Source organism: Cyanobium sp. Aljojuca 7D2, from assembly GCF_024346415.1.
Classification (GTDB): Bacteria; Cyanobacteriota; Cyanobacteriia; order PCC-6307; family Cyanobiaceae; genus Cyanobium_A.
In genome coordinates this window covers 35,678-50,261 of record NZ_JAGQCX010000015.1, presented here as the reverse complement: position 1 = coordinate 50,261, position 14,584 = coordinate 35,678, and the positions used below count along the sequence as shown (strand labels likewise).

The 14,584-nt window shown below is 64.3% G+C and carries 11 protein-coding genes; 6 read left to right on the top strand and 5 right to left on the bottom strand.

The features are described from left to right. The first annotated feature begins 736 nt into the window (after window positions 1-736). Window positions 737-1,099 carry a hypothetical protein gene (locus KBY57_RS13185; RefSeq protein WP_254996345.1) on the top strand — a complete coding sequence of 121 codons (363 nt, stop codon included), beginning with the start codon at window positions 737-739 and terminating at the stop codon, window positions 1,097-1,099. Between the two features lie 29 nt (window positions 1,100-1,128). Here the strand turns inward: KBY57_RS13185 and KBY57_RS13180 are convergent, their stop codons facing one another. Next, window positions 1,129-2,400, bottom strand: coding sequence for a glycosyltransferase (locus KBY57_RS13180; protein ID WP_254996344.1), 1,272 nt, complete (start codon window positions 2,398-2,400; stop codon window positions 1,129-1,131). A 56-nt stretch (window positions 2,401-2,456) separates the two neighbouring features. Between KBY57_RS13180 and KBY57_RS14330 the strand changes: the two genes are divergently transcribed. Together KBY57_RS14330 and KBY57_RS13170 are read left to right on the top strand one after the other, a co-directional pair. Further along, window positions 2,457-3,164 carry a peptidylprolyl isomerase gene (locus KBY57_RS14330; protein WP_254996342.1) on the top strand — a complete coding sequence of 236 codons (708 nt, stop codon included), beginning with the start codon at window positions 2,457-2,459 and terminating at the stop codon, window positions 3,162-3,164. Further along, window positions 3,161-6,151, top strand: coding sequence for an ABC transporter transmembrane domain-containing protein (locus KBY57_RS13170; protein WP_254996341.1), 2,991 nt, complete (start codon window positions 3,161-3,163; stop codon window positions 6,149-6,151). Before KBY57_RS14330 ends, KBY57_RS13170 begins: the two co-directional genes overlap by 4 nt. A gap of 529 nt (window positions 6,152-6,680) precedes the next feature. On the opposite strand, the gene KBY57_RS13165 is transcribed toward KBY57_RS13170, so the two are convergent. The 3 genes from KBY57_RS13165 to KBY57_RS13155 all read right to left on the bottom strand — a co-directional run bounded on the left by KBY57_RS13165 (window position 6,681) and on the right by KBY57_RS13155 (window position 9,696). Further along, a complete protein-coding gene (locus KBY57_RS13165) occupies window positions 6,681-8,123 on the bottom strand; it encodes a beta strand repeat-containing protein (protein WP_254996340.1) in 1,443 nt (480 codons plus the stop codon). 69 nt (window positions 8,124-8,192) lie between these two features. Then, on the bottom strand, window positions 8,193-9,401 hold the full coding sequence (locus KBY57_RS13160) for a glycosyltransferase (protein WP_254996339.1): 1,209 nt from the start codon (window positions 9,399-9,401) through the stop codon (window positions 8,193-8,195). 70 nt (window positions 9,402-9,471) lie between these two features. After that, the gene (locus KBY57_RS13155; RefSeq protein WP_254996338.1) at window positions 9,472-9,696 is read right to left on the bottom strand and encodes a hypothetical protein; all 225 of its coding nucleotides are present in this window, start codon (window positions 9,694-9,696) and stop codon (window positions 9,472-9,474) included. A 24-nt stretch (window positions 9,697-9,720) separates the two neighbouring features. Between KBY57_RS13155 and KBY57_RS13150 the strand changes: the two genes are divergently transcribed. From KBY57_RS13150 to KBY57_RS13140, 3 genes are read left to right on the top strand one after another with little or no spacing between them, the layout of a single operon-like run. Next, window positions 9,721-11,208 carry a hypothetical protein gene (locus KBY57_RS13150; RefSeq protein ID WP_254996337.1) on the top strand — a complete coding sequence of 496 codons (1,488 nt, stop codon included), beginning with the start codon at window positions 9,721-9,723 and terminating at the stop codon, window positions 11,206-11,208. Between the two features lie 43 nt (window positions 11,209-11,251). Further along, a complete protein-coding gene (locus tag KBY57_RS13145; protein WP_254996336.1) occupies window positions 11,252-12,364 on the top strand; it encodes a tetratricopeptide repeat protein in 1,113 nt (370 codons plus the stop codon). Next, the gene (locus KBY57_RS13140) at window positions 12,349-13,176 is read left to right on the top strand and encodes a hypothetical protein (RefSeq protein WP_254996335.1); all 828 of its coding nucleotides are present in this window, start codon (window positions 12,349-12,351) and stop codon (window positions 13,174-13,176) included. The genes KBY57_RS13145 and KBY57_RS13140 overlap by 16 nt, the downstream gene beginning before the upstream one ends. Here the strand turns inward: KBY57_RS13140 and KBY57_RS13135 are convergent. Next, window positions 13,102-14,559 carry a sulfatase-like hydrolase/transferase gene (locus tag KBY57_RS13135; RefSeq protein ID WP_254996334.1) on the bottom strand — a complete coding sequence of 486 codons (1,458 nt, stop codon included), beginning with the start codon at window positions 14,557-14,559 and terminating at the stop codon, window positions 13,102-13,104. The genes KBY57_RS13140 and KBY57_RS13135 overlap by 75 nt on opposite strands. Window positions 14,560-14,584 lie beyond the last annotated feature (25 nt).

The window sequence follows — 14,584 nt, the reverse complement described above, 5'->3', positions numbered from 1 at the left end:
TTTGCCTGGATTTATACCTGTCAAAGGCCAGTTTTCCTCTGGAAGGCGCTCAGGGATATTCTATGGCTTGAAACAGAAGAATTGCTCGTCACTGCATAACCGATCTAGCGAGCTTCCTGCACCCATGCCTCTTGGCTGAAATCAAGGCAGCTTGCTGGAAGCTTTTTCAGGAGTCCCTAAGTAGTTTGTTCCTCACAAGCTCATACGCTTTTTGAGCCTCGCTTTTCGTGATGTTCATTTCCTGAAATTATAGTCGGTCAAGGCTTGTGCTTGCCTTGTGTTCACCTTAACATATCTTTTCTATATCGCCATGCTGATCAGCAGAGAATTTGCTGGAGCCGCTTCCGAGTTGATCGACCACTAATCGGTGAAGGGTTCCTGAAGCGGTTTTTGATCGAGAGGTGGCAAGGCAGTGGAGTCCCAACAATTGGTGTGGCTCGGGAGGATTAACTCGGGTGTTGGCGGGGTTGATTGCTCTCCTTCCTCACGTCCCAGTTGTGGCCATGGGCGGTCCGGTCTGTTTCCCTTTTAGCAGCACTACCTGTCCGACAACAGTCGGGTTGAGAAGTCGCGCCAAACAGGTTGACCGCTCATGAGGGGTCCAGCTGAATCCGGTTGCCTTGCGCAGGGCACCGGGGCATGCCTGGTCCCCTCACCGCTCAACAAAGTGCGCTGACCATGGCCAATCGACGAGCCGGCAGCCGCCAAACTTCGTGGCCGGCGGCGTCCAGACCCGTTGGCCGAGGTGTTGGAGCCGCTGCTGGAGCACCTGCAGGAGCAAAAGCCAGATCAGGGCTGGAAGGCCCTCCATAGCCCAACTCCGGAGCTGATGGTCCCGCTGGCCTACCAGCCCGGAGAGATCGGCTCTTGCGATTTCACCAAGGTCAAGCGGGTGGAAATCACCCTGCGGGGCGAACCGTTTCCGCACCTGCTGGCCGCCTGTGGCGGTGTGCCCAAAGATCTGCGCACGGTGCGGCTGCACCATGACCGGCTGATCGTGGTTCTGCGCAGCGACTGGGTCTGCCAGCTTCCCCGCGCCTACGGCAATGGCGGCCATGGCCGCTACCAGCGCCACCTCTTGCCGGATCAGCACTGGTAATACTACATAGCTAGCTGTGCAGCACTTGTTTACGAGCCTGCCACCGCATCCACCAGCTGCAACTGGCGCTTGAGGCAGGCATGCAGCGCATAGCCCTCTTGGATGTGCTGCCGTGCCCGCTGCCGCAGGGGGGTGAAGCGCGCGGGTTGCTGCAGAGCCGCCAGCAACGTGTTGGCCAGGCCCTCAGCATCACCAAACGGCACCAGCAGCCCCGTTTCCCCGTGCTGGATCAGCTCCTGCACCGGCGCGGTGGCGCTGCCCACCACCAGGGCGCCGCAGCCCATCGCCTCCAGCAGGCTCCAGCTCAGCACAAACGGATAGCTCAGATACACGTGGGCGGCGCTCACCCGATACACATCCCGCAGCACCCCATGGGGCACCTGGCCCAGGGGGTGGATGCGGCGCCAGTCGAGCCGATCGCCTAGCTGCTCTCGCAGCACGGTGAGCCAGCCGCGGCCATCGCTGCGGTGGGCGCCGTAGCTCACCTTGGGCGTGTCGGTTCCCACCAGCACCGCCTGGGCCGTGGGGTGGCGGGCCTGCAGCTGTGCCAACGCCTCGAGAAACACATGCACGCCCCGGTAGGGCTCAAAGGTGCGGTTCACAAACGTGATCACCGGATCGCCGGGCCGCAACACCAGCCCGCCCGGCAGCTCCGACCGGGGGGAGATCGTCAGCTGGGCGGCGGGATCGGAGCACAGCCACTCCACATCGATCCCGTCGTGGATCACGCTGGTGCGCGCCTGGGCCCAGGCCGGCAGCAGGCTGTGCTGGAAGCGGGTGGGGGTGAGGCCCGCCTGCATCTGGTTGAGGTTCACCAGCAGATTGGTGTTTTTGATGCGCGCGCGGGCCTTTTCCTGCCAGGTTTGCGGCGTGGCATGGGGATCGGCGATGTCGTTGTCGGTGCCGGGCACGCCGTGGAAAAACTCCACGTAGTGCAGCTGGGGGGCCTCGGGCCACACATCCCCTAAGAACAGCATCTCGCCCCAGCCCGGGTGGCCCAGGATCAGATCGGGCTGCCAGGGCGCGCCCGTCACGGTGCCGTCGGCCAGCTGCGCTGCCACGGTGGCCACTGCCTCGCCGCGGATCACCTTGGTTTCCAGTTCGCTGGCCAGGGGGAGAGTGTCGCGGCCGTTGCCCCGCTCGAGCTTGTAGGGCAGGTAGCGCACCCCCGCTGGGATCTGCTGCTTGGCCCGGGGGCCGCTGATCGCCCAGAGCTCATCGCCGCGGGCCCGCAGGGCGCCGATCAGATGCTTGAACTGCCCTGGGAACCCCTGGTGGATCAGCAGGATCTGTCTCCCCATTGGCCGGCCCAAGCCCAGCGGCCGCATCTAATGCGATCCTCTCATGTATGCAGCACGTGGCCTCTTCTCCTCTCGATCCCCGCCCAGTGGCCTGGCTGGTGCCGGAGCGTTTGCAGCGCTTGCGCCAACAACTGGCCCCAGCGGCCCCCCTGCTGGGCTCAGCCTGCCTGCTGAAGCCAGCGCTCAACCACTGGGTGCGGCTGGAGCTAGCCCAGGAGGTGCTGGGTGCTCCCCTCGAGCAAGCCGCGCAGGAGCAAGCCGAGCTGAAGCAACTGGTGGGCGAGAGCTGTCTGCGTTGGGCTGATCAGCAATGGCGGCCGCGGCTCAAGTCGCTGTATCTCGAGCGCAAGGCCATGCTTGATCGCGCCAGCTGCCGCCTGCTGCGCCTGAGCAACAAGCACCTGGCCCTGGAGATCTATCACCGCATCCGCGCGGGGGAAGCCAGTTTTGAAAGCCTGGCCACCCTGCACGGGGAAGGCCCTGAGCGTCTGCAGGGCGGCCTGCTCCCCCTTCAGCCCATGGGCAGCATGCCCCTGGGGTTGCCGGTCGTGTTGCAGAGGTTGCACCCTGGCGAACTCACCATGCCCCAGCGGCTGGGTGCGGGCTTTGCCCTCGTGCAGCTCGAGCAGCTGCAGCCGGCCTGCCTCGATGCGGCGACCGAGCAGCAGCTGCTTAGCCAGGAGCTGGATTCCTGGGTGGCTGCAGTGGTGGCGGAGCTGCCGGCTCACCTAACCTCACCGCAACATTCTTTGGTTGACCCTTGAGCGTTGCCCCTGTGAGCCCGCTGGATCACTACCGCCAGCAGCTTGCCGGACAAGCCCCTTTTGCGCTGCTCCCTACGGAGCTCTGCGCCAACTGGTTTGCAGGTGGCAAGCTCCTCCGTTATCAGCCTGGGCAATACCTGCTCCGGCCCGACGAGCTCCCCGAGCGCACCCTGCTGGTACTCCAGGGGCAGGTGCGGCTGTTGGTGAATGATCCGCAAGATCAACGACCCATCACCCTCGAGAAGCGCGGCCCTGGCCAACTGCTGGGCTGGGCGAGCCTGCTACGGGGCGAACCGTGTGAGTGGGTGAGCGCGAGCGAGCCCGTGCTGGTGCTGGCGCTGCCGGCGGATGGCTTGGTTGCTGCCACCCGCAACAGTGACGACTTTCGGGCTTATTTCGCCCGCCTCTCCAGCCTGCAGGAGGCCCACCACGTGGCGCTGCAGGCTGGAGAGCTCTCAGCGCGGCGGCCAGATGGCTGGCAAGCCGACCTAGCCAGCCGGCTGCAACGGACCTGGGCCTGCACCCTGGAGCCAGGCCAGGCCTTCACTCCGCCGCCACAGGCACCGGCCGACCTGATCTGGCATCTCAGCACCCCCGATGTGCCGGGCTGCCCCGTTGGGCGGGCGGTAGCGCTGGGCGAGCAGCTCCCCAGCCGTGCTGGCTTCCTGCTGCCGTATCGGCTGATCGGTTTGCCGGAAGCGGCCCAGCTGCCCGCTGCGGAGCAGGTGCTGCCGGCCGATGTGGTTGCAGTGGATGCAGTAGCCGAGAATGCGGTGGATCAGGCATCCGCCACCTCCCTACGGCAGTTGGGGATCCTGGAAGCCGATCGCCTGGGTGATGGCGATCGCTACCCCGTGGTGCGTGGCCGTGGCCAGTTGGCTGAAGCGATGGCTGTTTGCGAAATGGTGGCGCTGCAGCAACGGGTGCCCTTCCGCCGCGACGCCATCGCCAAGGTGCTGGAAGACCAATTCCGGCGGGATAAAACTTTGTCGCTGGAGCTGATTGCCGGCCTTTGCGAGCTGCTGGGGATGAACAGCCAGCTCGCTGAGGTGGATGCGGTGCATCTGGCCAGTGTGGAAGCACCGGCGTTGTTGCTCCTGGAAGGCATTCCGGTGGTGCTGTTCCAGCAAGCCGGCCAGCAGGTGGTGATCGGCCATCCGCACCACGGCATCCAGCGCCTGCAGCGCCACGCTCTGCAAACCCAGCTGGGCGAGAGTTTCCGCTTTGCCTTGCCGCGGCGGCTGGCCAGCACGCCCACCAGCCGTTTTGGCTGGGGTTGGTTCACACCACTGCTGCGCAAATACCGCGTTGCGCTGGTGCTGGTGTTTGTGGCCTCGCTGTTGGCCCAGTTGTTTGGTCTGGCGATCCCCCTGCTGATCCAGCAGATCATCGACAAGGTGTTGACCCAAGGCAATCTCAGCAGCCTCAATGTGTTGGGGGCGGCGATGGTGGTGATGGCCCTGTTTCAGGGCGTGCTTACCGTGTTGCGGGGGTACATCTTTGTCGACACCACCGACCGCATGGATCTCACCCTCGGCAGTGCGGTGATCGATCGGATGCTGGCGCTGCCACTCAGCTTTTTTGAGCGCCGGCCCGTGGGAGAACTCAGCCAGCGCCTGGGCGAACTCAACACCATTCGCAGCTTCCTTACGGGCACAGCGCTGGTGAGTGTGTTGAACATCATCTTCGCCACGCTCTATCTGGCGGTGATGCTCGTGTATTCACCGTTGCTCACGGCGGTGGCCCTGAGCTCGCTGCCGCTCTATGTGCTGCTGGTGTTTGGCGTGGCGCCGATCTACAAGACCCTGATTCGCAAGCGGGCTGTCGCCCAGGCCAGAACCCAGAGCCATCTAATTGAGGTGCTCAACGGCATTCAAACGGTGAAGGCGCAACATTTTGAGCTCACCGCTCGCTGGAAATGGCAGGATCGCTACCGCCATTTTGTGGATCAGGGGTTCAAGAGCGTGGCGCTCGGCAGCGCGGCGGGCGAGATTGGCAACTTTCTCAATCAGCTCTCGGGGTTGCTGGTGCTGTGGGTGGGCATGTGGCTTGTGCTGGAAGGCAATTTCACCCTGGGTCAGTTGATTGCTTTCCGGATCATTTCCAGCAATGTCACCGGCCCTTTGCTGCAGCTTTCAGGCCTCTATCAGGGCTTTCAAGGTGTGCAGCTGTCGATGGAGCGCCTCAGCGACATCATTGATCAAAACCCGGAGCTGGGCAATCCCGAGGAGATTGGCCAGATCGCCTTGCCATCCATCCACGGCGATGTGCGTTTCGAAGGCGTGAGCTTCCGCTTTGGCCGCGCTGGTGCGAATCAAGTTGACAACGTGAGTGTCGCCATCCCTGCGGGCAGCTTTGTGGGAGTGGTGGGCCAGAGCGGAAGCGGCAAGAGCACCTTGATGAAGCTCTTGCCGCGGTTGTATGACCCCCAGAAGGGCCGAATTTTTATCGACGACTACGACATCGGCAAGGTGGATCTCTCCAGCCTGCGGCGCCAGATCGGCATTGTGCCCCAGGATTCCCTGCTGTTTGAAGGCACAATTGCCGAAAACATTGCCCTGAATGATCCCCAGGCCAGCACCGAAGCCATCCTGGAGGCAGCCCGGATTGCCTGTGCCCATGAGTTCATCATGGGCCTGGGGCAGGGCTATGCCACTCCCCTCACAGAAAAGGGCAGCAACCTCAGCGGCGGCCAGCGCCAGCGCATCGCGATTGCGCGCACCATCCTCGCCAACCCGCAATTACTGGTGATGGATGAAGCCACCAGTGCGCTCGATTACAACACCGAACGCCAGCTCTGTCTGAACCTGCAGCAGTGGGCGGCCGGTCGCACGGTGTTTTTCATCACCCACCGCCTCACCACGATCCAATCCAGTGATGTGATTCTGGTGATGCATCAAGGGCGGCTGGAGGAATCCGGCACCCACCACAATTTGATGCAGGCTTCGGCGCGATACGCCACACTGTTTCAACAGCAAGCCGATTGAGCGTCGATGGTGCTTGCCTAGGGGCATTCAGGTTTAGAAGATTTTGGCTGGGTCATTGCCCGGCTCCCCAAGCAAGTGGGCACAAAGCGGTAGCGCACATGACTTACTGATGCTGCAGTGCAGGGATCAAACCCGTGGAGACCCACTCGTTCAGCCTGTTTGTTTTAGCAGCGTGGAAAGTGATGTGCGCCCGGCATAGCCCCCGTCCCGGCATACATGCCTGTGAACACAAGATTGTCGTCCTGATACTTGTTAGATGGGCGAGTATCGATTGCTAGAGGTCATCCTCACCTGGGGGCGAGACCGCGTTGCTCTACTAATGACGCCGATTCTCATAAGGCAGAGAAAACGCTTTAGCAGTCAGCCATGCCTAGCAATTGGAGGTGCTGCGTCAGCCGCACTTGCTGAGACTTCGTCTACGGAAGACCAATGATTCGGCTCCGAAGACTTGCCATACATTTTTGTCATGCCAAAAAAAAACCCCGCCGAAGCGGGGGTGATGACAAGAGAATTTCGAATTAGGTAGAGTTTAGCCGACGAAGTTGACCTTGAGTGCGCTATTGCTCACTCGTGTGATTGAGCCGGACGCGAGGAAGGCGTCGTCTGCGATCCCGCCGAGTTCGACCAGGAGGTCATTAGATGTACCACTACCAGCAGCACCTCCTTGAACAAACAAGTAGGTAGAAGTGCCTGCCTGGAACAATACGGAGTTGCCATTTACCAAAGTTGCATCTAGCAGAGTGGCTCGGGCGGTCAGGGAGTTAGTAACTCCCGAAAACACTGCCTGTCCAGCCGCATTGCCAGAAACACCAGCGCCGTCAAAAGAGACAACGGAGAAATTGGTGACACTCTGGCTGACCATGAAGGAGCCAAACTGACCAGTATTAACTAGGCCAGTGACATCACTAACGCTGACAACGTCAAAGGACCCGAGCGTGGACTCGCTGAAAGCAGCGTAAGCGATGTTGACTCCGCTAGCTCCGGCAGGCGCATTGCCGCCTGTTACCTGAGCACCACTTGCGATGGCACCGAGATTAATAGAGTCGGCGCCTTCGCCACCGTAGATGAAGCCGCCATTAGCATCTGCGCCGTTCACAGTGATGGAGTCAGCTCCGCCACCCCCTTGGATAGTGCCAAAGTTAGAGACAAGTGCGGCGCTCACCGTGATGGTGTCAGTACCGGCGCCAGCGCCAACACTGGTGCCACCGCTTACCACAAAAGCATTGATGAAGATGCTGTCGTCTCCGGCATTGCCTTCAACGGATGCTCCAGTTGTGAAACCTCCGCTGATCACAACTTGATCATTCCCCTGGCCACCTTGGAGGAGAGAGGCGCTGCCAAACACGCCACCGATGGTGATGGTGTCGTTGCCGAAGTTAATAGTGTCGCTGAAGCTGTCACCCTCAACATTGGAATTGCTGATGGTGCCGCTCAAGCTGATGGAATCATTGCCTCCACCACCGTTCACAGTGGAGCTAGAAAGGTTAATGCCTTGTCCACTTACAAAATCCGCACCTGCGCCACCCGCGATTAGCGAATTGGTGAAGAGGGCGCTAAATACGGTGATGCTGTCATTGCCTCCGTTGCCGTTGATGCTGGAGTTACCACCAAATTCGCCGCCGCTTAGGGTGACGATAAGGTCGTTGCCACCGCCACCGGTGATATCCACACCGCCGCCGGCCGAGGAAGTTCCAGCACGAGTTCCGGCGGCAAGTGTTAAAACATCGTTGCCGCCGCCGAGCAGAATGGCAGCATTATCAAGAATGCCGGTGGCGACACTGAAGGTGACGGTGTCATTGCCTGAGCCACCTTGAATATTGGCAGCAGTGAAACCAGTTGCTGCGGCACTAATGGTGTCTGCTCCGCCGGCGGCGATGATTGACACGCCAGCGCCGGTGCGCAAATCAAATAAGTCAGTGGTATCCGTCCCCTGGGTCAGGGAATTCGGAGTTGTGATCAGAAAATTCGCCATGTCAGAGGAGAGAGACTAGGAGTCGATTTTAGACAACCCCTGTGAAGTTACAGGTTGGGGGGGGGATGGTCAACCGATTGTGGCCAGCTCCACACCCAGCACAGCCCCCCATCGTTTTTCGTCGTTGCGCCAGTGGCCCAGGTCCCTGCGCCACTGGTCATCTGGATCGTCGTGCTCGAGAGCCAGGGCCGGTTTCAGCCGGCCCTGGCGTCTTGCCATAGCTGGCTCCTGCAAGAAGCCCTGCACCCGGCTGTCCACCAGCCAGCCCCGGCCTGGGTCGCAAAACTCCCGCACGGGTTCCACGTCGCTGGCTACCAGTGGGCAGCCACAGGCCAGGGCCTCCAACAGGCTCCAGCTGGCCACAAACGGTTGGGTGAGATGCACATGCAGCCAGCTGCTCTGCAGCCAGCGCACGTAAGCGTCGCCATTGAGATGGCCGCGCCAGCGCACTCTGCCACTGGCCAGGTAGGGAGCCAGCCGCGTTTCGGCCCAGGTTTTCCAAGAGCCCTCTGGTGGAGCCTTGCCCGCATAGTGGATGCCATCGCCGCCGGCGATCTCCACCTGCAGTTCGGGCCAGAGCTCCAGCACACTGGGCAGCTCCTTCACCAGCTCCGGGAAGCCGCGCATCGGCTCCATGCCCCGGGTGCCATAGGTCAACAGCGGCAGGGGGCTGCGCTGCTGGGGATCGGGCCTGAAGCGCCGGCGATCGAGGTTGTCGTAGATCACCTGACAGCGCTCCCGCAGCGCCACAGGCAGTTGGCGCCGCTGCCACTCGCTGGGGGCCACCACCGCATCGGCACTCACCAGTTCCAGGGCCAGGGCCTGGTTGCGGAGCCACAGGCTCGGGGCCGACTCTGGCCCGAAGCCCAGGTGGGGGTTTTGGCTGTCGTGGTGGAGCAGTGGCGATTGGGGGTCAAACCACCACTCCAGGTAGCTCACCAGCCGGCATCGGGGCCAGAGCTCCTTCACGTGCAGGCCGCAGCCCCAGCCGCTGTGGCTTACCACCACATCGGCCTGCCACCCCTGGCGCTCCAGCTGGGCCATGGCCTGGCGGTATTGATCCGCCACGATCCGGGTTCTCTCGAGTTGGTTGGGTTTGTGCTTCTCGAGGGCTTCGGCGCCCAGCGGCCCTTTCATGCACAACCGCCGCACGCCAGGCAGGTTGCGGCCGTAGTGGGTGTGGCAGAGAAACGCCACATCGTGGCCAGCCGCCGCCAGAGAGGCAGCCAGATGGCGAAACTGGCCTGGAAAATTCAGATGCAGGAACAGAACGCGCACCGCCAATCCCAAAGCCCGCTGCGACCATGCTCTACTACGGCTCAGCGAATACGACATCGTTGCCGTGGGACTACCCCTTGCGCTGCAGGCCCATCAGCGCGGCGATCTGGTGCAGGCGAAGCAGCACTACCAGCGTGCTTTCGAGCAGCAGGTGCGCGCCGCTGTTCTCTATCAGAATTATGGCGCTCTGCTGCGTGAGCAGGGCGATCTGACCGGGGCAGCCCAGGTGTACAACCAGGGCCTTGTCTTGTTTCCCCACCACCCCGGGATCCTGGGCAATCGCGCCAATCTCCACCGTGCCACCCGGCCCGCCTCAGCGTTGGCTGACAATCTCCGGGCGCTCAGGCTGCTGTTGGCTGCGGCAGAGGGTGGCGCCGCTCTCCGCACCGTTTGGCTCTCCGCCCTCAGCCAGCTCCGCGAGCTTCAGCTGCACGCCTGGGCCCTCGCTCTGGCGCGAGAGGGCCTGGCGCGCCTGGGGCCCGACCCCCAGTTGCTGCTCCAGCTCCTGCTGGTGTTAGACGCCCTGGCCAGCTCCAGCGGGGCTGAGCTGCTCAACGCCGATCAGGCGGCAGCATTGCGCCGCCAGATCGAGGCTCGCCTGGCCGATTGTGCGCCCGTGGAGCAGGCGGAGATTCGCCTGGGCCTGGCCAGCCACCAGATGGGCCAGGGCCTGCTGGATGACGCCCTGGCCAGTTTTGAGCAGGCCATGGCCATCGTTCAGCAGCCTGGTGAGGTCACGCCAGAGGAACGGGAGAAACGCCAGAAGCTGGTGGATGTGAACAGCTGGAATTTCGGCATCACCCTGCTCAAGCGCCAGCAATTTGAGCGGGGCTGGCGCCTGTTCGAATACGGCCTGCGCACTCCAGCGGAAGGGCCGCAACGCTGGCAGCGTGCCCTGCGCAAGCCGTTCAGCAGTGCGGAGTTGCCCCTCTGGCGCGGTGAATCCATCGCGGGCAAGCGTCTGCTGCTGCTGGAAGAGCAGGCCATCGGCGACGTGATGATGTTTGTCACCCTTCTGCCTGCCCTGCTCGAGGAGGTGGCCTCCATCGGCCTGCTGTTGGCCGATCGGCTACTGCCGATCTACCGGCGCTCTCTCCAACACCTGGCCGATCGGGTGCAGATCTGGAGCTTTGCCGATGCCAGCGAAGGCCGCCTCAGCCCGGCCCACTACGACCTCCAATGCCCGATCGGCTCAATCTGCCAACACCGCTTCACCGATCTCGAGCGCTATGGCCAACACCTGCCGCTGCTGCAGGCCAAGCCGCAGTGGGCGAAGCAACTCCGACGCGACTACCTTCAGCACGGCAGCCCTGCCCAACAGTTGATCGGGATCAGTTGGCGCGGTGGCGGCAAGGGCCTGCGCATCCAGCAGAAATCCATCCTGCCGGAGCAATATGCGCAGCTGCTCCAGCCCCTGCCCGGTGTGCGCTTTGTCAGCCTGCAATACGGCAATGCCGGGCCCACCGTGGAGCACTGGCGCCAGCAAGGGCTCGATGTGCTCCACGACAGCCGGGTGGATCCGCTCAAGCAGATGGACCCCTGGCTCGCCCAGGTGGCCGCCTGCGATGCCGTGCTCAGTGTGGCCAACACCACGATTCACGGCGCCGGCGGGCTTGGCTTGCCCACCCTTTGCTTGCTCAGTGTGCACAGCGATTGGCGCTGGCTCGACGATCCGAGCGCCAATCGCAGCTATTGGTATCCCTCCGTTGGGATTGCCCGTGAATCCCGTGAGGCCGGTTGGGGTGAGGCCCTGCAGCAGGCCCGGGCCTGGCTGGAGGCCGGCTCGCCTCCTCCCACCCTTGGCTGAGCCCTCGCCAGCTCTTCACAGCTGATCTTCCTCTTTGTTTGCCATGTCCGACCCCTTCGCCGATCCACTCACGGCCGTGTCTGCGCCCGACCAGCAGTTGTTAGCCCTGTTTCGGGAGGGCCGCCATCGTGAAGTGGTGGCCCAGGCCCAGGCCCTGAGCATCACGACCAACGCCAATCCCCTGGCCGCACAGGTGCTGGCCGCCGCCCTGTTTCAACTGGGCAACTATTCCCAGGCTGCTGGCCTGCTTGAGGGGCTCGAAGCCGCCTTGGGCCAACAGGGCGACTACCTCTCCCTTTATGGCGCCACGTGCCGCCGCTTGGGCCAGCTGCAACGGGCAGAGCAGCTGCTGGCGAAAGCCCTGCAGTTGGCACCGCAGGCCCTGGATGTGCGCAACAACTACGCCAACTTGTTGATCGATCTGGGTCGCGACGCGGAAGCCCGCGCCATCCTTGAGCAGCTGCTCCAGGAGCAGCCCAACTATCAGGATGCGCGCGCCAATCTCAATCGCCTGCAGTTTCGCCAGCAGCCCAGTGCCGTGCCCCCAGTGGCTGCGACAGCTGCAGAGCCGGCGTCGAGCCCTGTGGAGCCCTGGACGCCAGCCGATCCCCTGATGCTGGCCTTCGCGGAGGAGGAGGTGAAACAAGCCGGGGCCGTCAAGCCTGCTGCCCCCGGCTCGGCCGCTGCCGCCCTGGCCACCACCCTGCCCCAGCCCGATGCCGAGGCCGTGGCTGCAGACAAGCTCAAAATGGCCACCCAGGCAGTGAGCGAGGGCAATGGCCCCTTTGCCCTGCAGCTGTGCAGCCAGGCCCTTGCGGGTCTCGGTGCCAACGCCAGCGTGTATGTGAATGCCTCGGATGCCTACATCCGCAACCAGCGCTTCCTTGAGGCTGAGATCTGCCTGCTGCACGGCATCGTGATTGGTGGCTCCACGATCAACCACTTCATCAATCTGGTGAGCCTGGCCAGCCTGAGGGGAGACCTGGCCCTCGCCGCCCACTACCTCGATCAAGCCGCAGCCTCGGATCCCAGCCACCCCCAACTGGCCACCCTGCAGACCAACCTGCGTCAGCGTCAGGCCTCGCTGGAGGGCCAGGCCTACTGCTTTCAGCCCTCCTGGCCCGAGCAGCAGCTGCAGCCGTGCCCTTCCCCTTGAACCCAGCCCGGCAAGGGCTGCTCTATGTGGCCACAGGAGCGGCCTATCTGGAAGAAGCCGCCGCCAGCGCCCGCGCCTCACGGCCTTTTGCCGGCGGGCGGCCGCTGGCGGTGGTGTGTGATTGCCCCGAGCAGGCCCGCCAGTTGGGCGTCTTCGATCAGGTGTTGCGCCATCCCGATCCCCGCTGCTCCTACCGCGACAAGATCCCGCCGCTGTTGCGCCTGCCCTTCGCGCGCACCCTCTTTCTGGATAGCGACGCCCGCCTCACGGCCCCAGCCGATGCCCTGTTTGCCGCCCTAGGCAACGCCCATCTGGCGGCTGCCCAGGCGCCGGTGCGCCGCCCAGCAGGTTGGTGGGATGCCAGCGTGCCGGCGTTGTTTCCAGAGCTGAATTCCGGCGTGCTGTTGCTGCGCCGCTGCTGGCGCCAGCGGTTGCTGGTGCGCCGCTGGCTGCGTCGTTACGACCAACTCGCAGCCAGCTGCGGCCAGAGCTGGGACCAGGCCAGCCTGCGCTCGGTGGTGTGGCGCCTGCAGCAGTGCTGGGGCCTGCGCTTGGCCCTGCTGCCCCCCGAGGCCAACCTGCGCACCTCCAAGCCCTGGCTGGCCGGCGAGGGCCTGGCCGTGCATGTGGTGCACGGGCGGGTGCCCGAGCCCGAGTGGCCCCCGCTGTTGCGCTATCTCAATGGCAACACCGCCTGTTTCCGCACGTGGCAGGAGTGGCAGGCCCTCCATCCCCAATCAGCTGTGCGGCTCAAGGGTGTGCACTTCAGGGCTGGCCCGGCTGAGCCGCCGCCAGATCCAGCCCGGCCTTGAGCGTCGCTGCCATTCCCGCCGGCCCCAGCGGCGCAGCTGTTGCCAGGCCGGGCTCCAGCGCCAGCGCTCCGGCTGCGCCGTGATCAGGTTGGTTTGCTCCAGCGGGTCGCGGCCCAGGTGCACCGCCCACAGCGGCTGGCCCTGACGATCCAGGGCGAGCTTGCGCGGGCCCCGCAGCAGCAGCAGCTCTCCGCCAAATTCCACCACCGCCCCCGGCTGCCGCAGCGCCCACTGCCGCAGCGGGCCGCTGCCGCCGCCGCGGGCCAGCCCTGCCAGGGTTTGCTGCAACAGGCCGGTGAGCGGCAGGGGCGCCGTGCTGCTGGAGCCCCTGCCTGAGCCTTCGCTGTTTGCGGGTGGGCGGTAGATCCAGGGCACCCGCACCGCCCCATCCAGGAAAGCGCCCTTGTAGAGCATTCCCCCATCCCCCAACAGCTCGCCGTGGTCGGCCGTGAGGGCGACCGCCGTGCGACCCCGGTCTGCCCGCTGATTCAGCGCTGCCAGCAGCCTGGCCACCTGGCTGTCGAGCAGCTGCAGGTGGTCGGCGTAGTCGGCCCGGCAGGCCTGAATCGCTGCCGGGCTCAGCTGGCCGGCCCAGCTGGCCTGGGTGCGGCGCAGCTCGCAATCGGCCGGCAGCTGCTCCAGCCACGGCGGCGTGGGTTGGGGCGGCGGCAGCTGGTTTGGCAGGTGGTGGCCATGCCAGGGCGGCGGCGTGTCGAAGGGCTCGTGCGGCCCCACAAAGCTCACCCACAGCAGCCAGGGTTGATCGCTGGGCATCGCCTGCAGTTGCTCAAGGCCTTGATCAGCGATCCAGCAATCGGGGTAGAGATCCAGCGGCAACACGCTCGGCCGCACCTCCCAGGCCGCCGCTGTGCGGCCGCCGCCATAGCGCGCCTGCAGATCGGCCCGCTGCCGCCCCAGCACACCCGCTGCCTCCCAGGCTCGGGTGAGGGCACAGTCGAGCCGCTGCAGCGCCCGCGGCCCCGCCACCTCCTGCGCCTCCGCAAAGCCCAGCGCCTGCAGCAGGGGCTGGTTGTTGTCCAGGTCGGTGCGCCCGTCGTGGCTGGTCCAGTGGGTTTTGCCCACCAGGGCCGTGTGCCAGCCCGCCGCCCGCAGGTGCCGCACCAGAGAAGGCGCATCGGCCGGCAGGTCGGCCGGCTCGTTGCGGGTCACGCCCAGCTGGCTGGGCGCCAGCCCCGTGAGCCAGCTCAACCGCGCCGGCACGCACTGGGGGCTGCTGGTGTAGCAGCGCCGGGCCGTCCAGCCCTGGGCCGCCAGCTGGGCCAGCGCCGGCAGCTCGACCACCGGCACCTGCGGATCACCCCAGTCGCCCCGCCATTGGTCAAAGGTGATCAGCAGCAGGTTGGCTGGCAACACGTGGGGCATCAGGCGCTCCAGGCTGAGAGAATCC

Excerpts from the sequence above, each read along its gene's own strand:
- KBY57_RS13180 (WP_254996344.1), bottom strand. The coding sequence starts at position 2,400 with ATGGGGAGACAGATCCTGCTGATCCACCAGGGGTTCCCAGGGCAGTTC.
- KBY57_RS13165 (WP_254996340.1), bottom strand. The coding sequence starts at position 8,123 with ATGGCGAATTTTCTGATCACAACTCCGAATTCCCTGACCCAGGGGACG.
- KBY57_RS13145 (WP_254996336.1), top strand. The coding sequence starts at position 11,252 with ATGTCCGACCCCTTCGCCGATCCACTCACGGCCGTGTCTGCGCCCGAC.
- KBY57_RS13135 (WP_254996334.1), bottom strand. The coding sequence starts at position 14,559 with ATGCCCCACGTGTTGCCAGCCAACCTGCTGCTGATCACCTTTGACCAA.